Source organism: Ruegeria sp. YKSF070 (genome assembly GCF_059612725.1).
The window spans coordinates 1-20,551 of the sequence record NZ_JBXWRD010000012.1; the positions used below are offsets into that span (position 1 = coordinate 1).

Sequence of the window (20,551 nt, forward strand, 5' to 3'; positions counted from 1 at the left end):
CCTTCCGCGCGCAGCTGCACCGCGAACTTGCGCATTGCCGCAAGTACCAGCGCAATCTTCTTGGGGTGATGTGGAACGTATCCGGTCTCGGAGGAGACCTCGGACATCACAACGATATCGTGCTCACGATCCGCAGCAGCAAGCGCCGATAGACCCTTACTAAGTTGATCGCCTAGCACCAGAACAAGACGGGTTACCACGGAACCGGCTTTCCGGCCCAATCATAAAAGCCGCCGCTCTGTTCCAGGGTTAATTCGTCAATCACGCGCAACAGGTTCGATGCCGCCTCTTCCGGCGACACCGCAGGGTGGCGGACAAGGTATTTTTCGGTGAATGCCGTAGCCACCGTTCCGGGATGCAAGGCGACACACACCGCCTGCTTGTGGCTGCGCGCCAGCTCGATGGCAGCAGTTCGAACGATCTGGTTCAACGCCGCCTTCGAGGCACGATAGCTGACCCACCCACCCAGACGATTGTCACCGATCGACCCGACCCGCGCGGAAAGCGTCGCGAACACGCCACGTTTGTCTTTCGGCAAAAGACGAGCCGCCTCGCGCAGCACTAGGGCCGGGCCGATCGCGTTCAGGGCAAACTGGTCGGCCATCGCCCGAGCCGACAGCGCGCGCAGAGACTTTTCAGGCGCGGCTCCGTCGATCTCGAGCGCGCCTGTCGCCACTACTACCAGATCATACGGAGGATCGAGCGCCCGCAACAACCGTGCTGTTCCCTGATCATCGGTCAGGTCCAGCCCATCTGTGGAACGTGACACCCTGGTTACGGCAACGCCGCGCGCATCAAGTGCTGCCGCAATGGCGGCTCCGATTCCTCCTGTCGCGCCGATAACAAGTGCTTTTTCCATGTTTCCGCAGCTAGCGGAAACCACACCGACTTCAATATCGACCGGTCTTCGGGGCCTGCATTTTCGCCCTTCCCATTCCCGCGTGCACCGTTATAACCTTGACCCATGATCAACCGCGCAGACATATACCTGACCGGCAGCGCCATTTCTGGCGCCGCTCTGCGTGGCCTACTGATCCTAATCCGCCTCTGAGCGTGCCCTTTCGGCGCGCCCGCTCAGAGGAGGAGGCTTGCGCGCCATTTGGCTTAGGACAGATACGAAAGTTACCGACATGACCCATGCGACCGACCAAGACCGCGTCTTGATCTTCGACACCACCTTGCGCGACGGCGAGCAGAGCCCGGGCGCCACCATGACCCATACCGAAAAGCTCGAGATCGCCGAGATGCTCGACGAGATGGGGGTGGACATCATCGAGGCCGGGTTCCCCATCGCCTCGGAAGGCGATTTCAAGGCGGTGAGCGAGATCGCCAAACGTTCGAAAAACAGCCGCATCTGCGGGCTGGCACGCGCCAACTTCGCCGATATCGACCGCTGCTGGGAGGCGGTGAAACACGCCGAACAGAACCGAATTCACACGTTTATCGGGACGTCACCGCTGCACCGCGCCATTCCGAACCTGACCCAGGACGAAATGGCCGAGAAGATCCACGAAACGGTCAGTCACGCCCGCAACCTGTGCGACAACGTGCAATGGTCGCCGATGGACGCAACCCGGACCGAGTGGGATTACCTGTGCCGGGTGATCGAAATCGCGATCAAGGCGGGTGCCACCACCATCAATATCCCCGATACCGTGGGCTATACCGCCCCCGCCGAAAGCGCCGATCTGATCCGGAGGCTGATCGAAACGGTACCGGGAGCCGACGAAGTGATCTTTGCCACCCATTGCCACAACGACCTTGGTATGGCGACGGCCAACAGCCTCGCCGCAGTGGCAGGTGGCGCGCGCCAAATCGAATGCACCATCAACGGGTTGGGCGAACGCGCCGGCAACACCGCACTGGAAGAGGTGGTGATGGCGATGAAGACCCGCCACGACATCATGCCCTGGCATACCGGGATCGACACCACCAAGATCATGGCGATCTCGCGCCGAGTGGCGACCGTGTCCGGGTTCAACGTGCAGTTCAACAAGGCCATCGTGGGCAAGAACGCCTTTGCCCATGAAAGCGGCATCCACCAGGACGGGATGCTGAAGAACCGCGAGAACTTCGAGATCATGCGGCCCGAGGATATCGGTCTCTCGGGGACCTCGCTGCCGCTCGGCAAGCATTCGGGGCGCGCAGCGTTGCGCGACAAGCTCGAACACCTCGGCTACGAGGTCGGTGATAACCAGCTCAAAGACATCTTCGTGCGGTTCAAGGAACTGGCCGACCGAAAGAAAGAAGTGTTCGACGACGATGTGATCGCGCTGATGCGCTCGGGCGAGAATGCCGAACAGGACCATTTGCAGTTGGTGTCGATGAAAGTGATCTGCGGCACCGGTGGCCCGGCCGAGGCGACGGTCGAGATGGAGATTGACGGCAAGGATGTCAGCGCCACCGCACATGGCGACGGGCCGGTAGATGCCAGTTTCAAGGCGATCCGCGAGCTGCATCCCAACAAGGCACATCTGCAGCTCTACCAGGTGCATGCGGTGACCGAAGGCACCGACGCCCAGGCCACGGTCAGCGTTCGGCTGGAAGAGGACGGGATGATTGCCACCGGCGAGTCCGCCAATACCGACACGGTGGTGGCCAGCGCCAAGGCCTATGTCAACGCGCTTAACCGCCTGATCGTGCGGCGCGAGAAGGCAGGACCCGGAGCCGATACCCGCGAGATCAGCTACAAGGACCTGACCTGACGCCTTGATAGATCGGAATTCTGCAAGAATTCCGAAACGGAAAACTTCGTTTTCCGGGCCGTTTTCCGGCTCGGAAAACGGCGCCCCTCTCAGAGCTGGGCGAACAGGCCCGAAAGGCGCGTCGCCTCGTCGGCAAGCCCGAAGGGCGCATTGATCACGAACATGCCCGACCCGACCATCCGGTGTCCCTCGCGGGCGGGCGCAAAGCGGACCTCGTGCCGCAGGACCTTGGGCAGGTCCAGCCGCTCCAGCGCCGCCAGCATCACCTTGTGCCGCTCATCGGTCAGGATCGGGTACCAGAGCGCGATCACGCCCACATTCCACTTGCGATGCAATTGCGCGATCACCGCCGGTATCCGGTCATAGTCGGATTTCACCTCATAGCTGGGATCGATCAGCATCATGCCCCGCCGAGGCTCGGGCGGCAGCAGCGACTGCGCCATCTCGACCCCGTCCCGCCGGTAGACCCGTGCCGGATATCCCGCCATCGCCTGTTCCAACGCTGCGTGTTCCTGCGGATGCAGCTCGGCCAGGTGCATCATATCACCGGGCCGAAGCAGATGCGCCGCCACCAGCGGCGAGCCGGGATAGGCCATAGCGCCGTGATCCCTCCGCACAGCTGCCAGCACCCGCGTCATTGGATGGGCCGGATCGAACCATGCCGCCCCTTCGGCCCGGCCGATTCCGGCCCGCGCCTCGCCCGTGCGCACCGCCTCGGCCGCATCCAGGTGATAAAGTCCGCGCCCCGCATGCGTTTCCAGATAGCTCAGCGGCTTGTCCTTGCGCGTCAGATAGTCAAGCGCCACCGCCAGCAGCGCATGTTTCTGGACATCGGCCAGGTTCCCGGCATGATAAATGTGCTGATAAGATAGCATTTGCCTGTCCTGCCCCGCGTCATATGTCTCGGCGCGGCGGATTGGTGCTGACCCGCGCAGAATCGGCCCTTTTCCACAGTGCCTGCGCGCCCTATAAGTCAATCGGCCCCGAGCCGTCGAGTCGCGGGCAATCGCAACAATCGAGAAGAGCAGGATCAACCGCAATGGGGTTCTTTGACAATTTGAGTGGTCTGTTCGCAGCGGACATGGCCATCGACCTGGGAACCGCCAACACGCTGGTCTATGTCAAGGGACGGGGCATCATCCTGTCCGAACCCTCGGTGGTGGCCTATCACGTCAAGGACGGGGTCAAGAAGGTTCTTGCCGTGGGCGAGGATGCCAAGCTGATGTTGGGCCGGACCCCGGGCAGCATCGAGGCGATCCGCCCGATGCGCGAAGGTGTGATCGCCGATTTCGACACCGCCGAAGAGATGATCAAGCATTTCATCCGCAAGGTGCACAAACGCTCGACCTTCTCGAAACCCAAGATCATCGTCTGCGTCCCCCATGGCGCCACCCCGGTGGAAAAGCGCGCGATCCGTCAGTCGGTGCTGAGCGCCGGCGCCCGCCGCGCCGGGCTGATCGCCGAACCCATCGCCGCCGCCATCGGGGCCGGCATGCCGATCACCGACCCGACCGGCAACATGGTTGTCGATATCGGCGGCGGCACCACCGAGGTGGCTGTCCTGTCGCTGGGTGACATCGTCTATGCCCGCTCGGTCCGCGTCGGCGGCGACCGGATGGACGAGGCGATCATCAGCTATCTGCGCCGCCAGCAGAACCTGCTGGTGGGCGAAAGCACCGCCGAGCGCATCAAGACCTCGATCGGCACCGCGCGCATGCCCGATGACGGGCGCGGCCAGTCGATGCTGATCCGGGGTCGCGACCTGCTCAATGGCGTGCCAAAGGAGATCGAGATCAGCCAGGCCCAGGTGGCGGAGGCGCTGGCCGAACCGGTGCAGCAGATCTGCGAGGCGGTGATGACCGCGCTGGAAACCACGCCGCCCGATCTGGCCGCCGACATCGTCGACCGCGGCGTCATGCTGACCGGCGGCGGTGCGTTGCTGGGCGATCTTGACCTGGCCCTGCGCGAACAGACCGGTCTAGCGGTTTCGATTGCCGATGAAAGCCTGAACTGCGTCGCACTCGGCACCGGAAAGGCGCTGGAATACGAAAAGCAGCTGCGCCACGCGATTGACTACGACAGCTAAGCCGCGCAGGATCCGGGGGTAACTGGCGGTCTAGGCGGCTGCCATCCGGCGGCTCGGACGATTGGCGGAAAGGACCTCTTTGGCACGCGACCGCTCACAGCGCGAGGACTATGCCGGCCCCCTGCGCCGCCTGTTGCTCGGGGTTCTGCTGCTGTGCCTGCTGGGCATCTTTCTGGTCTGGCGTATCGACAGCCCACGCGTCGAACGCTTCCGCGCCCAGGTCGTCGACACGGTCATCCCCTCGATGGACTGGGCCATGGTGCCGGTCACCGGCACCATCAACCTGATCCGCGATTTCCAGAGCTATCAGCGGCTGAGCGAGCAGAACCGCGAGCTGCGCAGCGAGCTGCGCCAGATGCGCGCCTGGAAAGAGGCCGCGTTGCAGCTGGAACAGGAGAATGCCCGGTTGCTCGATCTCAACAATGTCCGGCTTGATCCGCGCCTGACCTATATCACCGGCGTTGTGATGGCCGACAGCGGCTCACCCTTCCGGCAGTCTGTCCTGTTGAACGTAGGCGCCCGCGACGGGATCGTCGACGGCTGGGCCGCGATGGACGGGATCGGACTGGTTGGCAGGATATCGGGCGTGGGCCAATCCTCGGCTCGGGTCATCCTGCTTACCGACGCGGCAAGTTCGATACCCGCCACCATACAGCCCTCGGGCCAGACGGCGCTGATCACTGGCGACAACACGGCGGCCCCGGTGGTGGATTTCCTGGAGAACCGCGAATTGGTCCGACCCGGCGACCGGGTCGTCACCTCGGGCGATGGCGGCGTGTTTCCCGCCGGTCTCTTGATCGGACAGGTGGCCGAGGACCGGACCGGGCGCCTGCGCGTACGCCTGTCGGCCGATTACGAACGGCTGGAGTTCCTGCGCGTGCTGCGCCATCACGGTACCGAGAAGATCGAGGATCACGGCGACGTGGTCGGCCCACCGGCCCCCGCCGCGCCCGATACCTCGGCGCTGACCACCCCAGCGGAGGCCACCGATGGATAGCCTCGCGCCCTCGCGCATCTGGGTGATGCGCCTATGCTATGCCGGTTTGGCGATGGTGATCCTGTTCTTTCACCTGCTGCCGCTCGATACCCTGCCAAGGGGCTGGGCGGCGCCTGACCTGCTGCTGGCGCTGACGCTGGCCTGGGCGCTGCGTCGGCCCGATTTCGTACCACCGCTGCTGATTGCGATCGTCATCCTGCTTGCCGATTTGCTGCTGCAACGCCCTCCTGGCCTGCTGGCAGCGTTGACGGTGGCGGGTGCTGCCTTTCTGCACAGCCGCTTCGGCGGACATGGTGAAACCGGGTTTGTTGCGGAATGGCTGGCGGTGGCCGTGGTGTTGATTGCAATCGCCCTGTTCTACCGGATCGTTCTAGCGATCACTTCGGTCGATCAGGCGCCGCTGTTCCTGATGGCCTCGCAACTGTTGCTGACCATCCTGATCTATCCGCTGGTGGCCGGGTCCAGCCAGGCGGTGTTCGGTGTGCGCCGCCTGACGCCAGCCGATGCCGAAGCACTGGGAGCCCGTTGAGATGAGACGGTCGGCGCGCGATATGGACAAGGTACAGCGGGTCCTGACCCGCCGCGCCCTACTGCTTGGCGGTGCACAGGCGGCCTTTGTCGGCGGACTGGCGATGCGCATGCGCTACATGCAGGTCGATCAGGCCGACCAGTTCCGCCTGCTGGCCGAGGAGAACCGGATCAATATCCGCCTGATCCCGCCAACACGGGGTGAACTGTTCGACCGCAACGGCGCCATCATCGCCCAGAACACCCCCTCGTACCGGATCGTCATGGTGCGCGAGGATGCGGGCGATGTGGATGAGGTGATCGAAAACCTGAAGAGGGTGATCCCGCTGGACCCCGAGGAACTGGACCGCGCCCTGGCCGAGATGCGCCGCTCGCCGCCATTCCTGCCGGTCACGCTGGCTGATCAGATCAGTTGGGAGCACATCTCGAAAGTGGCGGTGAACGCCCCGGCCTTGCCTGGCATCACGCCCGAGGTCGGCCTGACCCGAGTCTATCCGCAGGCCGGTGATTTTGCCCATGTGGTGGGCTATGTCGGCCCGGTCAGCGATTACGACCTGAGCCAGATCCAGGATCCCGAACCGGTGCTGCGCATTCCGCGTTTCCAGATCGGCAAGGTCGGGCTGGAGGCCAAACAGGAAGACCTCTTGCGTGGCAAGGCCGGCGCCAAACGGGTCGAGGTCAACGCCAACGGGCGCGTCATGCGCGAGCTGGACCGGCGCGAGGGCAAACCCGGCGCCGATCTGCAACTGACTGTCGACTCGGCACTGCAATCCTATGTGCAGGCCCGGCTGGGACAGGAAAGCGCGGCAGCAGTGGTCATCGACTGCGAAACCGGTGATCTGCGCGCCATCGCCTCGGCCCCCAGTTTCGATCCCAACCTGTTCGTGCGTGGTATCTCGGTGGCCGACTACCGCGGCCTGACCGAGGACCCCTATCGCCCGCTGGCCAACAAGTCGGTCCAGGGGGCTTATCCGCCCGGCTCGACCTTCAAGATGATCACCGCCATAGCCGCGCTCGAAGCCGGTATTACCAGCCCCGAGGAGACGGTCTATTGCCCCGGCTTCCTGGAGGTCAGCAACCGCCGCTTCCATTGCTGGAAACGCGGCGGCCACGGTCACATGAACCTGGAAGAGTCGCTGGAGCAGAGCTGCGACGTCTATTACTACGACGTGGCTCTCAAGGTCGGCATCGACAAGATCTCGGCCATGGCAGAGGAGTTCGGTATCGGCGTACGGCACGATATTCCGATGTCCGCCGTGGCGCGCGGGCTGGCCCCCAATCGCGACTGGAAAGCACGGGTGCACGGCCAAGACTGGCTGGTCGGCGATACCGCCAACGCCTCGATCGGACAGGGCTTCATGCTGGCCTCACCGCTGCAACTGGCGGTGATGACCGCCCGGATCGCCACCGGGCGCAAGGTGGCGCCCCGGCTGGTGAAATCCATCGACGGGGTCGAGCAGCCCTCGGGCGCGGGCGAGCCGCTGTCGGTGAACCAGGCCAACCTGCGCCGCCTGCGCAAGGGCATGTACGCGGTCAGCAACAATCGCCGTGGCACCGCCTATCGCAGCCGCATCCTGGCAGATGACAATCGGATGGCGGGCAAGACCGGCACCAGCCAGGTGCGCAACATCACCGCCGCCGAGCGTGCCGCCGGGGTGATCCGAAACGAGGACCTGCCCTGGGAGCGGCGCGACCATGCGCTGTTTGTCTGTTTCGCCCCGTACGATAACCCGCGTTTCGCAGTGTCGGTGGTGGTCGAACATGGCGGTGGTGGGTCCACCGCCGCAGCGCCTATCGCGCGCGACATCCTGCTTCAGGCACTTTATGACGGTTTTCCACCGCTCGAGGCCTATCCGGCCAAGGACCGCAGCCGGATCGAGGCGCAGCAAGAGCGGTTGCGCCGCGAGTTGCGCCCGGTGACGCGGCCCGAGGACAAGGACCGCGCATGAGCTATCTTGAGTATACAGTCAAATCGACGCCCAGCGGCCTGCGCAAGATCCTCTACATGAACTGGCCCCTGACGCTGCTGTTGATCTCGGTGGCCTCGGCCGGGTTCCTGATGCTATATTCCGTCGCCGGCGGCTCGTTCAGCCCTTGGGCCGAACCCCAGATCAAGCGGTTCCTGGCCGGGCTGGTGGTGATGACCGCTGTGGCGATGGTGCCGATCTGGTTCTGGCGCAACATGGCCGCCGTTGCCTATGGCGGATCGCTGGTGTTGCTGATCATGGTCGAGCTGTTCGGCGCCGTCGGCATGGGCGCCCAGCGTTGGATCGACCTGGGGTTCATGCGGCTGCAACCCTCGGAGCTGACCAAGATCACCCTGGTGATGGTGCTGGCGGCCTATTACGACTGGCTTCCAGGCAAGAAGACCTCGCGCCCGCTCTGGGTGCTGGTGCCGGTGCTGATCATCCTGGTCCCCACCGCGCTGGTGCTGAAACAGCCCGACCTCGGTACCGCCATCCTACTTTTGTCGGCGGGTGGGGCGCTGATGTTCTTGGCCGGGGTGCATTGGGCCTATTTCGCCGCCGTCATTGCGGCGGGCGTAGGACTGATCACAGCGGTGTTCAAAAGCCGTGGAACCGATTGGCAGTTGCTCAAGGATTATCAGTTCCGCCGCATCGACACCTTTCTGGACCCGTCCTCGGATCCGCTGGGTGCCGGCTATCACATCACCCAGTCCAAGATCGCGCTGGGTTCGGGCGGCTGGTCGGGGCGCGGCTTCATGCAGGGCACCCAGTCGCGGCTGAACTTCCTGCCCGAAAAGCATACCGACTTCATCTTTACCACCCTGGCCGAAGAGTTCGGTTTTATCGGCGGCATCTCTCTGTTGTCCCTCTATGCGCTGATCATCGCGTTTTGCGTGGTCACTGCGCTCGCTACCCGCGACCGGTTCTCGTCACTGGTCACGATGGGGATCGCAGTGAACTTCTTTCTGTTTTTTGCTGTCAACATGTCGATGGTCATGGGCTTGGCCCCGGTTGTTGGCGTGCCGCTGCCGATGGTCAGCTATGGTGGCTCGGCCATGCTGGTGCTGATGGTGGCCTTTGGCCTTGTGCACAGTGCCCATATCCACCGCCCCCGCTGACCCCCTGAAAGGATCTACCATGCCCGTCAATGTGCTCTTTTCCGCGCGCCCCGAGCTTTGGCCGATCTATCGACCGCTGATCGAAGGATACCTCTCAGACATGGGAGTGACCTTTGACCTGCGCAACGCATTCGCGCCGGAGGAGGTAGACTATGTCGTCTACGCGCCCAATGGCGGTCTGCACGATTTCACCCGGTTCACCCGGCTCAAGGCAGTGCTGAGCCTTTGGGCCGGGGTAGAGAGCATCGCCGGCAATTCCACCCTTGTGGTGCCTTTGGCGCGGATGGTCGATCATGGGCTGACCCAGGGCATGACCGAATGGGTGGTGGGACACGTGCTACGCTACCATCTCGGGATGGATGCCCATATCCACGGTCTGAAAGGCGACTGGCGTCACGACGTGCCGCCACTGGCCAGCCAGCGGCAGGTGACCATCCTGGGCCTCGGCGCGCTGGGAGAGGCCGCCGCCCGCGCCTTGACCGCGCTGGGCTTCCAAGTCACGGGGTGGAGCAGATCGCCTAAGGACCTGCCCGGCATCACCTGCCTGCATGGGCCGGAGGGGCTGGACCAAGCGCTGGCGGGCGCCGAAATCCTGGTGCTGCTGCTGCCCAGCACCGCCGCAACCGAAAACACGCTCAATGCCCAAACGCTGTCCCGCCTGCCCCGGGGCGCCCGCATCATCAATCCCGGGCGCGGGCCGCTGATCGACGACGACGCCCTGCTTGCCGCACTTGACAGCGGGCGGGTGGGCCATGCGACGCTCGATGTATTCCGCATCGAACCGCTACCCCGGGATCATCCCTATTGGGCACATCCCAACGTCACCGTCACCCCGCATATCGCCTCGGAAACCCGCCCTGAAACGGCGGCGCAGGTGATCTGCGAGAACATCCGCCGGGGCGAAAGCAGCGAAACGTTCCTGCACCTGGTCGACCGCACTCTCGGCTACTGACGGCCCCCCCTTCATTTCGCGAAAAATACTCCCGCCGCAGGCGAGATTTTTCGTCGAAAAATCTCAGGCCGCGATCAATCCGCGGCCTTTGAGCAGGGCCTCGACCCCCGGCAAGCGGCCCCGGAAGGCCAGATAGAGGTCCTCGGCCTCGCGTGACCCGCCGGTCGATAGGATATGTCGCTCCAGCGCCTCGGCCCGCTCAGGATCAAAGGCACCGCCCGCCTCCTCAAACGCGGCAAAGGCGTCGGCATCCATCATTTCGGACCACATATAGCTGTAATAGCCCGAGCTATAGCCGTCGCCGGCAAAGACATGGGCAAAATGCGGGGTAGCGTGCCGCATGCCGATGGCATGGGGCATGCCGATTTCCGCCAGCACCTCGGCCTGTTTCGCCATCGGATCGACCGGCGCCACCCCGTCGTGAAACGCGAGATCCACCAGGGCCGAGGCGACATATTCCACCGTCTGGAACCCCTGATCGAAATTGGCCGCGCCCAACACCTTTTCCAGCATCTCGGCGGGCATCGGCGCACCGGTCTCGGCATGGGTGGCGAACTCGGCCAGCACCTCGGGCACCTCCAGCCAATGCTCGTAAAGCTGGCTGGGCAGTTCCACGAAATCGCGCGCGACCGATGTGCCCGACACGCTTTCATAGGTCACATCCGACAGCATCTGGTGCAGGGCGTGGCCGAATTCATGAAACAGCGTGCGCGCATCATCATAGCTCAGCAGCGCCGGATCGCCCTTGGCGAAGTTGCAGACATTGATCACCACCGGCGCCTGGTGTCGCGGGAACTTCGCCTGCGCCCGCATCGCCGAGCACCAGGCGCCCGACCGTTTCGAACCGCGCGCAAAATAGTCACCTATGAAGACGGCCACATGCCGGCCGTCCCGCGTCACCTCCCAGGCCCGGCAATCGGGGTGATAGAGCGCGATGTCGAGCGGGCGGAACTCCAGCCCGAACAGTCGGTTGGCGCAGGCAAAGGACGCCTCGATCATGCGGTCCAGTTGCAGGTAGGGTTTCAGCGCCGCCTCATCCAGATCATGCTCGGCCTTGCGCCGCCGCGCCGCGTAATAGTGCCAGTCCCAGGGTTCCAGCGGCCCGTTGATCCCGTCTTCCTGCATCATCGCGGTCAGCACCTCGGCATCCGCCTCGGCCCGCGCACGGGCGGGCGCCCAGACCTGCATCAGCAGGTCGCGCACCCTGTCGGGGCTGCGGGCCATCTCGGTCTCCAGCTTGTAGGCGGCAAAACTGTCATAGCCCAGGAGCGCGGCGCGCTCCTCGCGCAGCGCCAGGATCTCGGTCGCGATGGCGCGGTTGTCGGTCTTGCCGCCATTGGCCCCACGCGCCGCCCAGGCGCGATAGGCCCGCTCGCGCAGATCGCGGCGCGGCGAGAATTGCAGGAAGGGCACGATCAGCGAGCGCGACAGGGTCACCACCGGCCCTGCGGCCTGTTTCTCCTGCCCCGCCGCGCGGGCGGCGGCGGTTACGAAATCGGGCAGTCCCTCCAGATCGTCCTCGGACAGGTCCATGAACCAGTCGCGCTCGTCAGCCAGCAGGTTCTGGGTGAATTCGGTACCCAGCACCGCCAGCCGCGCCTTGATCTCTTTCATCCGCGCCTCGGCCTCGCCGCTGAGCGCGGCGCCCGAACGAACAAAGCCACGATGGGTCAGCATCAGTACCCGCTGCTGTTCGTCCGTCAGTTCCAGATCCTCGCGCGCCTCCCACACGGCGGCGACGCGGGCGAACAGCGCCTTGTTGGCCGAAATCTCGGAGAAATGCGCCGCCAACTGGGGTGAGAACGCCCGCTGCAATTCTTCGCGCGCCGGATTGCTGTCCGCCCCCGCCACGGTAAAGAACACGCCCAACACCCGGTCCAGCGCACCGCCCGCCGCCTCGAGCGTCTCGATCACATTGGCAAAGGTCGGCGCCTCGGGGCTGTCGGCGATGGCAGCGATCTCGGCCCTGTGTTCGGCAAGCGCCGCTTCCAGCGCCGGGGCGAAATCGCTGTCCGCGATCCGGTCGAACGGGGCGATGTCGAACGGGGTCTGCCAGTCGGCAAGGATGGGGTTGGTCATGCGGCTCTCCTTTGACCGACAAGCTAGGAGCGCGGGCGGGAATGGTCCAGAGGTGCCGGGCCGAAACCGGGTTGCATCTGCGCGCCCTCACCCTCAGGGTCTGGCGCAAGGAGGAGACACGATGAAAAAGACCAACCGCCCCGCAGGCCCGATGACCACCGCCATTCACGCCGGAGAGTCCCCGGACCCGGCAACGCTGGCCTCGGCGCCGCCGATCCACATGTCCTCGACCTATGTGTCCGAGGATGTGTTGGGCTTTTCCGCCCATGACCTGACACCGGAAAGTCCCTATGCCTATTCACGCTGGGCCAATCCCACCGTCGCAATGCTCGAGGCCAAGATCGCCGCGATGCAGGGAACCGAGGCCTGCCTGTGTACCGCATCGGGCATGGCGGCGGCAGCGGCGATCTTCTTCACCTTCCTGTCGGCGGGCGATCATGTGATCGTGTCGGATGTCTCTTATGCGGGCGTGGCCGAACTGGCGCGCGACACGCTGCCCCGGATGGGGATCGTGGTCAGCACCGTGGACATGTCCGACCTTGCCGCCGTGACGGCGGCGATCAGGCCCGAGACCAGGCTTATCCATACCGAAACCCCGGTGAACCCGATCGGGCGGCTGACCGATCTGGCTGCGATCTCGGCTCTGGCACGGCAGGCAGGCGCGCTGCTGAGCTGTGACGCCACCTTTGCCTCGCCACTGGGAATGGACACGGTCGCGCTGGGCGTCGATCTGACCATGCATTCGGTGACCAAGTATATCTGCGGCCATGGCGACGCGGTGGCGGGCGCGGTCTGTGGCCGGGCCGATCTGGTCTCACGAATGCGGGTCGAGGCGGCGATCCACCACGGCGGGGTGCTGTCACCCTTCAACGCCTGGCTGATCGCACGCGGGGCCGCCACACTGCCGCTCAGGATGAAGGCGCATGCGGCGGGCGCCCAGGCGGTGGCCGAATGGCTGGAGGCCGATCCCCGCGTCGGTCGGGTGATCTATCCCGGCCTCCCCTCGCATCCGCAGGCAGAGCTTGCCGCGCGGCAGATGTCGAACATGTCGGCGATGATCTCGTTCCAGGTGGGCGATGCCGCCACGGGCGAACGCCTGGCCAGGCAGATGATCGAGCGGCTTGAGGTGATTCATTATGCCGTGTCGCTGGGCCATCACCGCAGCCTGATCTTCTGGATGGGGACCGCCGGGCTGATGGAGACCTCGTTCCGGCTGGAGGGCGCCCAGCTGGAGGCTTATCGCGCCTATGCGGGCGACGGGATTTTCCGACTGTCGGTGGGGCTGGAAGACCCCGAGGACCTTATCGCCGATCTGGATCGGGCGCTGGCATAGCCTCGAACAACGCGGCACAGGCGAAAACCCGCCATATTGATCTGGGTTAAGGCAGGCCCCCCACGGGCCTGCCAGACTTGGGCGGGTAACCGTGACCGGGAGAGAGACCATGGCCAAGACAGAGACGACCAAGATCACACCCACCTCGTTCACCGAGGTGTTGAAATCCCTGCAGGGGCCGGTGTCGATGACATCGCTGGTTCAGCCGCAGCTGGAACAGTTCTGGGACGCCCAGGAAAAGCTTCTGGCCGAATCCGAGCGTTTCACCCGGCACTGGTTCGAGCGCCGGCACGAGGCGATCCGCACCGCGCTGGACGCTGCGCGCAGCGCAACCGCCGCCGATCCGGCCAATCCGGCGCAGGCGATGGAAACGGTGATGGACTGGCAGCGCCATTCGGTCGAACGGCTGGTCGAGGATGCGCGCGAATGGTTCGACACGGTCTCGCGCTGCGCCGACTACGTGTCCAAGACCGAGGCCGAAGCCGTCGAGGAAACGCTGGACGAGGCCCGCGACATCGCCCGCAAGGCGACCAAATCGGCAAAATCCGAACCGGTCTGATCCAGTCAGGGGCGGCTCCCGCCCCCGCGCAGGCATCAAAGATGCCCGCTGGCGGCGTGGGCCCGGCGCCGGGCGCCCGACGGGCCCCCGGTGCGGGTGTGCATTCAACCGATATCCTTGCCCAGCCGCGCTGCATGGCGGTACAGCAGCATGTCGATCACCTCGCCCAGTTTGCACTTCCGTTTGAGCGCCCGTTAGCGCGGCCAGACCTTTTCGAATAGGTAAGCAATCGAGGCGCTTTTACGGATGGCCAACAGCGGACGGAAATGGAGTGCCTTCGGATGCAGGGGGCTGGTTTCCGCGTCAACTCTACTTGGTAGCGGCCCAGTTTCAGCCTGTGGCGGTTCCACGGCCAGTTGCCATCGGGATCATCGCTGCGCAGGTCTCCGACCCCGAGGTAATTGGCCAGTTCGGCGTGAAACAGGTTCGTGCCCATCTCGTGCTGGCCATCTCGGGGTTGAGTCACCCCTTGCCGCAAACCGGGCAATCGGCCCGGCGTCTAAGCCGGATCTTGCGACTTTCACCATAGAGTGCGTCATAGATCAGCATTTCACCCCTGAGCGGTGCTCCAGCGCCGGTGATCACCTTGATCGCCTCGACCGCCATCATCGCGCCCACCACACCGGGCAGGGGGCCGATCACCCCGGCCTCGGCACAGGATGGCGCCAGCCCCGGCGCGGGCGCCTCGGGAAAGATGCACTGGTAACAGGGCGTTCCACCTGCCGGGTGAAAGACACTCAGCTGCCCCTCCCACTGCGACAACGCGCCCGAGATCAGAGGCTTGCCCTGCGCCACCGCCACTTGGTTGGCCAGATAGCGTGTGGCGAAATTATCGGTCCCGTCCAGGATCAGATCGTAATCGGCAAACAGATCGGCCGCGATCTCTTCGGTCAGGCGCCGGTGATAGGGGCGCACGGTAACGGCGGGGTTCTGCGCCAGCATGGCGGCCTCGGCCGAAAACACCTTGGGCTTGCCGATATCGGCATCGCGGTGGATCACCTGCCGTTGCAGGTTGGCATTCTCGACCACATCATCGTCGATCACGCCGATGGTGCCGACCCCCGCCGCCGCAAGATATTGCAACGCGGGCGCGCCCAGCCCACCCGCCCCGATCACCAGAACCCGCGCCTGTTTCAGCCGCTTCTGCCCCGGTCCGCCCAACTCGCGCAGGACGATATGGCGGGCGTAACGGTCCAACTCGGTCTCGGTGAAACTGCCGGGTTTTGCCGTGACTTCGGCAGGTTGGCCCTGCGCGCGCGCCTTGAGCCAGGCAACCCCGCTGCCATAGCCAAAGGCGAGAACTCCGAAGCCGCCGATCAGCAGCCAGAGCGCAGGTGACCCGCCGGTCGCCACGCGCAGGGGATGCGACACTGGCAAGGCAACTTGCAGCAACAGAACCATGGCAAAGAGAGCGCCCAGCATCACCAGCCTGGCCCGCCGTGACACGCCCATCATGTGGCCCATGGCCCAGAGACCCGCCGCAAGCGCCAACACCAGCAGCATCAGCCGCGCCCCGTCGAGCCGAATCCGCCCGCCCCACGTTCTGTTTCACCCAAGGCTTCGGTCAACTCGAACCGGGCCTGCACCACCGGCGCCACCACCAACTGGGCAATCCGTTCGCCGTGAACCACCTCGAACGGCTCGGCGCCCGCGTTCAGCAGGATCACCCCAAGCGGCCCGCGATAATCGCTGTCGATGGTGCCGGGGGTATTGGGAAGGGTGATCCCGTGTTTCAGCGCCAGACCCGAGCGGGGGCGGATCTGAATCTCGTAGCCTGCGGGGATCTCGACCCGCAGCCCGGTCGGGATCAGCGCCCGCCCGCCCGGGGCAAGCGTGACGGAACCGCGATCGGGCATATTGGCCCGGATATCGGCCCCAGCCGCACCGGCCGTTTCATAAGACGGCAAAGGCACGTCCGGATCCGTCCCTGCATCCCGGATCACCCGAATGGCAATCATTTCCAACCTCTCCCGTTTCTCTGCGCTGCCCGCGCGGCGCGCGAGATTTTTCGTCGAAAAATCTCTACCCCGCCAAGGTCTCGGCGATGCGCAGGGCCAGACGGTCGGCGACCGCGTCCTTGCCCATGCGCGGCCATTCCTCGGCCCCCTCGGCGGTGATCAGGGTCACCGCATTCTCGCGACCACCCATGATGCCGGTGGCCGGGCTGACATCATTGGCCACGATCCAGTCACAGCCCTTGCGCAGCCGCTTCGCAGTGGCATTCTCGATCACGTCATTGGTCTCGGCGGCAAATCCCACCACGAGCGCCGGGCGGCCCGTTTCCAACCGGCTCACCCTTTTCAGGATGTCCGGGTTCTCGGCGAATTCCAGCACCGGCAACCCGTCCTTGGACTTCTTCAGCTTGCGGTCCGAGGCGCTGGCCACGCGCCAATCGGCGACCGCGGCTGCGAATACCCCGGCGTCAACCGGCAGGGCCGCATCAACGGCGGCGTCCATCTCGCGCGCGCTCTGCACCCGCACCACCTCGACCCCTTCGGGCGGGGGCACGTCGGCCGGACCGGTGACAAACACCACCTCGGCACCCAGCGCCGCCAGGGCACGCGCCACCGCCGCGCCCTGCGCGCCCGAGGACCGGTTGGCGATGTAGCGCACCGGGTCGATCGGTTCATGCGTCGGACCCGAGGTCACCAGCACACGCTTACCCTTGAGCGGCCCGTCGCCCAGCGCCGCTTCGATGGCGGCCACGATTTCCAGCGGTTCAGACATCCGCCCCGGCCCAAATTCGCCGCAGGCCATGTCGCCCTCGTTCGGTCCGACAAAACGGATGCCATCCGCCGCCAGTTGCGCCCGGTTTCGCTGCGTCGCCGGATGCTGCCACATGCGTACATTCATCGCCGGCGCGATCAGCACCGGGGTATCCGTCGCCATCAACAGGGTCGAGGCCATGTCATTGGCCAGCCCCGCCGCCATCTTGCCCATCAGATCGGCGGTGGCGGGCGCCACCACCACCAGATCGGCCGAGCGCGACAGCTGGATATGGCCCATCTCGGCCTCGTCAGTCAGGTCAAAGAGGTCACGATAAACCTTCTCGCCCGCAAGTGCCGAAACCGAGAGCGGCGTTACGAATTCCTCGGCCGCCCGGGTCAGGACCGGTGTCACCGCCGCGCCGCGTTCGCGCAACCGCCGGATCAGGTCCAGCGCCTTGTAAGCGGCGATGCCGCCGCCGATGATCAGCAGAATGCGTCTGGATGCCAGCATGGCGCGCGTCTCCGAAAACCCGGGTCGGCCCTGAACTTAGGCCCGCCGCCGGTCAAGTGCCAGCACAAAACCCCGGCCTCAGCTCTTGTCGAAAGCGGCACAGGGGTCTTCGCGCGGGACTGCGGGGCTGTCGATCACCGCATCGAAACGGCCCTCGATCATGCCATCCTCGGACTGGCCCAGCACATAGACTCGCAGGCCCGGCGAAATCCGGGAGAGAAAGACCGGGACGCCCCGGTCGGCCCGCGCATGGCCATTTCCGGTGATCACTGCGACCGGTCCGCCGGTTTCGTCCTGTGCGCGCAGGATCGCACGCGCCAGCACCGCGTCGCGCAGGCGCTGGATCGCCACCAACTGTGGCAGCATTTCGGGCGGCATCGCGTTGCAATGGGCAGCCTGCTGATCCGCCTCGCGTGCGGCCTGCTCGGCCTCGGTCAACGGTACCGTCAGACCAAAGCGTGCGGCATCCGCACCCATCGCCGCAGCGGCCCCAGTCTCCATGGCCGCCCGCGCTGCGGTCCGCGTCACCAGCGCGCCATAAACGGGCGTATCCGCCGCCGCGAACACCGGCAGGTACATCGCCAGCGGGGGCCAGCCCAGTTCCGCCCATTGCAGGATGCGCTCCAGTTCGTCGGGATCGTTCACGGCCTTGCGGGTCAGGCGCTGGGCGCCCTCCTCGGTCAGCATCTCCCAGACCACCGCGCCGGGGCCGATCGCGGCGACCGCCTCGGCCTGAACCAGGTGATGACGAGGGTTGTCGTGAGTCTCACCCAGGATCACCACATCGGCCTGCCGCATGGCGGCAAGGATGTCCTCCGGGATCAGCTCACCGGCAGACGCCGCCCGAAGCGGGGCGGCCAGACACAGGGCCAGCGCCAGGCCCGCGGCAAAGAAACGTTTCATACCAGGAAGTGTTGCACCTCGCGCGAGCGCGCTTCAAGGCTCTTGCGCATCTTGGCAAAGGCCGCCGCTTCCAACTGCCGCACCCGCTCCTTGCTCAGCCCCAGCTCATCGCCCAGGCTTTCCAATGTGCGGGGATCCTCGCGCAGCTTGCGTTCGCGCACGATGAAGCGTTCGCGCTCGTTCAGCGCCTGCATCGCCTCGATCAGCCAGTCGCGCAGCTGTTCGGTATCGTGACGGTGCGCCACCAGTTCGGCGGCCTGCTCGCTCTCATCCTCCAGCGCCTCGATCCATTCGCGCCCCTCCTCGTCCGAGGCCTGGGTCGCGTTCAACGAGAAGTCGGAACCCGAAAGGCGGCCCTCCATCATCTCGACATCGCGCAGCGGTACGCCGATTTCCGAGGCGATCATCTGGTGCAACTGATGCCGGTCCAGCGCCAGCCCATCGGTGGCGGCCTCGCGCTCCAGCCGGGCCTGCACGCGGCGCATGTTGAAGAACAGCGATTTCTGGCTCGAGGTCGATCCGGTGCGCACCATCGACCAGTTGCGCATCACATAGTCCTGAATGCTGGCCTTGATCCACCAGACCGCATAGGTCGAAAACCGCACGCCACGATCGGGGTCGAACTTGTCGGCGGCCTTCATCAGGCCCAGACCGGCCTCTTGGATCAGGTCGTTCATCGGCGCGCCATAGCGTTTGAACTTGGCCGCCATCGATATCGCCAGCCGCATGTAAGCGGTGATCAGGCGGTGCAGCGCCGCCTCGTCGCGGTGGTCGCGCCAGGCATAGGCCAAGGCCAGTTCTGTCTCGGCATCGAGCAGTTCGGCCTTCATCGCCTGTCGGGACATGCGTTTGTCCTGCGGGTCGTCCAGTGCCATACATCTCTCCCCAAATGTCCGGCGCTCAGCTTGACTTTCCCTGAGCCGTCCTACCCATTACGCACGGATTGCACGGATGGATCACCAGAAAGGTAGGAATGCTGTATCCCAAATTCACCTTGGTTCTGGGCGGTGCAGCATCGGGCAAATCGGCCTTTGCCGAACAGATGGTTGTTTCCACTGGAAAATCCCGTGTTTATTTCGCCAGTTCACAAGTTTTTGATGCCGAGATGCAGGCCAAGATCGACCGCCATCTGGACCAGCGCGGGCCGGGTTGGAGCACGATCGAGGAACCGCTGGAGCCCGGACCGGCCCTCGCTGCGCTGAGCGCCGGCGATATCTGCCTGTTTGACTGCGCCACCATGTGGCTGAGCAATCACCTGCTGGCCGAAAGCGATCTGGACGCCGCGCAGGAACGGCTGATGGCGGCGATCCGCCATTGTCCGGCGCCGCTGATCATGGTCTCGAACGAGGTGGGTCACGGGATCGTGCCGGACAACGCCCTGGCGCGCCAGTTCCGCGAGGCGCAGGGGCGGCTCAACATCGCGCTGGCGGCCGAGGCCGATCTGGTCGTGATGGTGGTGGCCGGGCTGCCACTGGTCCTGAAGGGGCAATTGCCATGACCCGCCTGCATCTGGTCCGCCATGGCCCCACCCATGCCAAATCCATGGTTGGCTGGTCCGACCTGCCCGCCGATCTGAGCGATACCGGTTTCCTGACCCGACTCGCGGAGCATCTGCCGCCACAGGCTTTGGTCGTCTCGTCCGACCTGCGCCGCGCCGCCGATACCGCCAGCGCCATCCAGGGCGACCGCACCCGCCTGCCGCACAGGGCCGGACTGCGCGAGATCAATTTCGGCGCCTGGGAACTGCGCCGCTTTGCCGAGATCGAGGCCGAGGATCCCGAACATATCCGCGCCTATTGGGAGACCCCCGGCGATGTGCGCCCCCCCGGCGGCGAGAGCTGGAACGAGGTCTGCGCCCGTGTCGATTCCGAGATCGATGCACTGATCGCCGCGCATCCCGGCGGTGAGCTGATCGTGGTCGGCCATTTCGGCATGATCCTGACCCAGGTACAGCGCGCCCTGCGGCTGGACGCCGATCAGGCCTTTGCCCATCGGATCGACAACCTGTCCGTGACCGAGATCACGCGCCTGCCGCAGGGGTGGGAGGTCGGCCGGATCAATCATCTGGTGTGATGCGCCGCCGCACGAAACGTCGATTTACCGGC

The 20,551-nt window shown here is 65.0% G+C and carries 20 protein-coding genes; 11 read left to right on the plus strand and 9 right to left on the minus strand.

Going from position 1 to position 20,551, the window contains the following annotated elements; all coding sequences use genetic code 11:
- Positions 1–200 (minus strand): cryptochrome/photolyase family protein (locus tag AC2FL1_RS08655; protein WP_496876646.1); only part of this gene is annotated, 200 nt, incomplete at its 3' end.
- The gene (locus AC2FL1_RS08660; protein ID WP_496876647.1) at positions 194–859 is read right to left on the minus strand and encodes an SDR family NAD(P)-dependent oxidoreductase; all 666 of its coding nucleotides are present in this window, start codon (positions 857–859) and stop codon (positions 194–196) included. The genes AC2FL1_RS08655 and AC2FL1_RS08660, both read right to left, overlap by 7 nt.
- Before the next feature lie 271 nt (positions 860–1,130).
- Between AC2FL1_RS08660 and AC2FL1_RS08665 the strand changes: the two genes are divergently transcribed.
- A complete protein-coding gene (locus tag AC2FL1_RS08665; protein WP_496876648.1) occupies positions 1,131–2,705 on the plus strand; it encodes a 2-isopropylmalate synthase in 1,575 nt (524 codons plus the stop codon).
- An 89-nt stretch (positions 2,706–2,794) separates the two neighbouring features.
- Here the strand turns inward: AC2FL1_RS08665 and AC2FL1_RS08670 are convergent, their stop codons facing one another.
- Entirely contained in the window at positions 2,795–3,580 is a 786-nt protein-coding gene (locus AC2FL1_RS08670; RefSeq protein WP_496876649.1) for a 23S rRNA (adenine(2030)-N(6))-methyltransferase RlmJ, read from the minus strand.
- A 164-nt stretch (positions 3,581–3,744) separates the two neighbouring features.
- Here AC2FL1_RS08670 and AC2FL1_RS08675 point away from each other — a divergent pair, with 164 nt between their 5' ends.
- The 6 genes from AC2FL1_RS08675 (at position 3,745) to AC2FL1_RS08700 (ending at position 10,353) form a co-directional block, all read left to right on the plus strand.
- A complete protein-coding gene (locus AC2FL1_RS08675; RefSeq protein WP_011046181.1) occupies positions 3,745–4,791 on the plus strand; it encodes a rod shape-determining protein in 1,047 nt (348 codons plus the stop codon).
- 79 nt (positions 4,792–4,870) lie between these two features.
- Positions 4,871–5,788 (plus strand): rod shape-determining protein MreC, encoded by a 918-nt coding sequence (gene mreC, locus AC2FL1_RS08680; RefSeq protein WP_044027828.1) that lies wholly within the window; start codon positions 4,871–4,873, stop codon positions 5,786–5,788.
- On the plus strand, positions 5,781–6,317 hold the full coding sequence (locus AC2FL1_RS08685) for a rod shape-determining protein MreD (RefSeq protein ID WP_496825431.1): 537 nt from the start codon (positions 5,781–5,783) through the stop codon (positions 6,315–6,317). Before mreC ends, AC2FL1_RS08685 begins: the two co-directional genes overlap by 8 nt.
- A gap of 1 nt (position 6,318) precedes the next feature.
- Positions 6,319–8,265, plus strand: coding sequence for a penicillin-binding protein 2 (mrdA, locus tag AC2FL1_RS08690; protein WP_496876650.1), 1,947 nt, complete (start codon positions 6,319–6,321; stop codon positions 8,263–8,265).
- Positions 8,262–9,401, plus strand: coding sequence for a rod shape-determining protein RodA (rodA, locus tag AC2FL1_RS08695; protein WP_496825429.1), 1,140 nt, complete (start codon positions 8,262–8,264; stop codon positions 9,399–9,401). The genes mrdA and rodA overlap by 4 nt, the downstream gene beginning before the upstream one ends.
- Positions 9,402–9,420: 19 nt before the next feature.
- Positions 9,421–10,353, plus strand: coding sequence for a 2-hydroxyacid dehydrogenase (locus AC2FL1_RS08700; RefSeq protein WP_496876651.1), 933 nt, complete (start codon positions 9,421–9,423; stop codon positions 10,351–10,353).
- A gap of 63 nt (positions 10,354–10,416) precedes the next feature.
- Here AC2FL1_RS08700 and AC2FL1_RS08705 read toward each other — a convergent pair whose 3' ends face one another.
- Complete coding sequence (locus AC2FL1_RS08705; protein ID WP_496876652.1) at positions 10,417–12,432, minus strand: M3 family metallopeptidase; 2,016 nt, start codon at positions 12,430–12,432, stop codon at positions 10,417–10,419.
- Between the two features lie 121 nt (positions 12,433–12,553).
- Between AC2FL1_RS08705 and AC2FL1_RS08710 the strand changes: the two genes are divergently transcribed.
- Complete coding sequence (locus tag AC2FL1_RS08710) at positions 12,554–13,765, plus strand: trans-sulfuration enzyme family protein (RefSeq protein WP_496825426.1); 1,212 nt, start codon at positions 12,554–12,556, stop codon at positions 13,763–13,765.
- Positions 13,766–13,874: 109 nt separating this feature from the next.
- Positions 13,875–14,324, plus strand: a complete 450-nt coding sequence (locus AC2FL1_RS08715; RefSeq protein WP_496876653.1) for a phasin family protein — start codon at positions 13,875–13,877, stop codon at positions 14,322–14,324.
- A gap of 462 nt (positions 14,325–14,786) precedes the next feature.
- Here AC2FL1_RS08715 and AC2FL1_RS08720 read toward each other — a convergent pair whose 3' ends face one another.
- The 5 genes from AC2FL1_RS08720 to AC2FL1_RS08740 all read right to left on the minus strand — a co-directional run bounded on the left by AC2FL1_RS08720 (position 14,787) and on the right by AC2FL1_RS08740 (position 19,321).
- On the minus strand, positions 14,787–15,827 hold the full coding sequence (locus AC2FL1_RS08720) for a HesA/MoeB/ThiF family protein (protein WP_496876654.1): 1,041 nt from the start codon (positions 15,825–15,827) through the stop codon (positions 14,787–14,789).
- Positions 15,827–16,282 (minus strand): dUTP diphosphatase, encoded by a 456-nt coding sequence (dut, locus tag AC2FL1_RS08725; protein WP_496876655.1) that lies wholly within the window; start codon positions 16,280–16,282, stop codon positions 15,827–15,829. The genes AC2FL1_RS08720 and dut overlap by 1 nt, the downstream gene beginning before the upstream one ends.
- Before the next feature lie 64 nt (positions 16,283–16,346).
- On the minus strand, positions 16,347–17,543 hold the full coding sequence (gene coaBC, locus AC2FL1_RS08730) for a bifunctional phosphopantothenoylcysteine decarboxylase/phosphopantothenate--cysteine ligase CoaBC (RefSeq protein ID WP_496876656.1): 1,197 nt from the start codon (positions 17,541–17,543) through the stop codon (positions 16,347–16,349).
- Between the two features lie 78 nt (positions 17,544–17,621).
- Complete coding sequence (locus AC2FL1_RS08735) at positions 17,622–18,446, minus strand: ChaN family lipoprotein (RefSeq protein WP_496876657.1); 825 nt, start codon at positions 18,444–18,446, stop codon at positions 17,622–17,624.
- Entirely contained in the window at positions 18,443–19,321 is an 879-nt protein-coding gene (locus AC2FL1_RS08740) for an RNA polymerase factor sigma-32 (protein ID WP_234137300.1), read from the minus strand. The genes AC2FL1_RS08735 and AC2FL1_RS08740 overlap by 4 nt, the downstream gene beginning before the upstream one ends.
- 98 nt (positions 19,322–19,419) lie before the next feature.
- On the opposite strand from AC2FL1_RS08740, the gene cobU reads away from it, so the two are divergent.
- Entirely contained in the window at positions 19,420–19,944 is a 525-nt protein-coding gene (cobU, locus tag AC2FL1_RS08745; RefSeq protein WP_496876658.1) for a bifunctional adenosylcobinamide kinase/adenosylcobinamide-phosphate guanylyltransferase, read from the plus strand.
- Positions 19,941–20,519 (plus strand): histidine phosphatase family protein, encoded by a 579-nt coding sequence (locus AC2FL1_RS08750; protein ID WP_496876659.1) that lies wholly within the window; start codon positions 19,941–19,943, stop codon positions 20,517–20,519. The genes cobU and AC2FL1_RS08750 overlap by 4 nt, the downstream gene beginning before the upstream one ends.
- The last annotated feature ends 32 nt before the right edge of the window (positions 20,520–20,551 follow it).

Coding starts and splice junctions, on each gene's coding strand:
- AC2FL1_RS08660 (WP_496876647.1), bottom strand. CDS start 859: ATGGAAAAAGCACTTGTTATCGGCGCGACAGGAGGAATCGGAGCCGCC.
- AC2FL1_RS08665 (WP_496876648.1), top strand. CDS start 1,131: ATGACCCATGCGACCGACCAAGACCGCGTCTTGATCTTCGACACCACC.
- AC2FL1_RS08670 (WP_496876649.1), bottom strand. CDS start 3,580: ATGCTATCTTATCAGCACATTTATCATGCCGGGAACCTGGCCGATGTC.
- AC2FL1_RS08675 (WP_011046181.1), top strand. CDS start 3,745: ATGGGGTTCTTTGACAATTTGAGTGGTCTGTTCGCAGCGGACATGGCC.
- AC2FL1_RS08685 (WP_496825431.1), top strand. CDS start 5,781: ATGGATAGCCTCGCGCCCTCGCGCATCTGGGTGATGCGCCTATGCTAT.
- mrdA (WP_496876650.1), top strand. CDS start 6,319: ATGAGACGGTCGGCGCGCGATATGGACAAGGTACAGCGGGTCCTGACC.
- rodA (WP_496825429.1), top strand. CDS start 8,262: ATGAGCTATCTTGAGTATACAGTCAAATCGACGCCCAGCGGCCTGCGC.
- AC2FL1_RS08700 (WP_496876651.1), top strand. CDS start 9,421: ATGCCCGTCAATGTGCTCTTTTCCGCGCGCCCCGAGCTTTGGCCGATC.
- AC2FL1_RS08705 (WP_496876652.1), bottom strand. CDS start 12,432: ATGACCAACCCCATCCTTGCCGACTGGCAGACCCCGTTCGACATCGCC.
- AC2FL1_RS08710 (WP_496825426.1), top strand. CDS start 12,554: ATGAAAAAGACCAACCGCCCCGCAGGCCCGATGACCACCGCCATTCAC.
- AC2FL1_RS08715 (WP_496876653.1), top strand. CDS start 13,875: ATGGCCAAGACAGAGACGACCAAGATCACACCCACCTCGTTCACCGAG.
- AC2FL1_RS08720 (WP_496876654.1), bottom strand. CDS start 15,827: ATGCTGCTGGTGTTGGCGCTTGCGGCGGGTCTCTGGGCCATGGGCCAC.
- dut (WP_496876655.1), bottom strand. CDS start 16,282: ATGATTGCCATTCGGGTGATCCGGGATGCAGGGACGGATCCGGACGTG.
- coaBC (WP_496876656.1), bottom strand. CDS start 17,543: ATGCTGGCATCCAGACGCATTCTGCTGATCATCGGCGGCGGCATCGCC.
- AC2FL1_RS08735 (WP_496876657.1), bottom strand. CDS start 18,446: ATGAAACGTTTCTTTGCCGCGGGCCTGGCGCTGGCCCTGTGTCTGGCC.
- AC2FL1_RS08740 (WP_234137300.1), bottom strand. CDS start 19,321: ATGGCACTGGACGACCCGCAGGACAAACGCATGTCCCGACAGGCGATG.
- cobU (WP_496876658.1), top strand. CDS start 19,420: ATGCTGTATCCCAAATTCACCTTGGTTCTGGGCGGTGCAGCATCGGGC.
- AC2FL1_RS08750 (WP_496876659.1), top strand. CDS start 19,941: ATGACCCGCCTGCATCTGGTCCGCCATGGCCCCACCCATGCCAAATCC.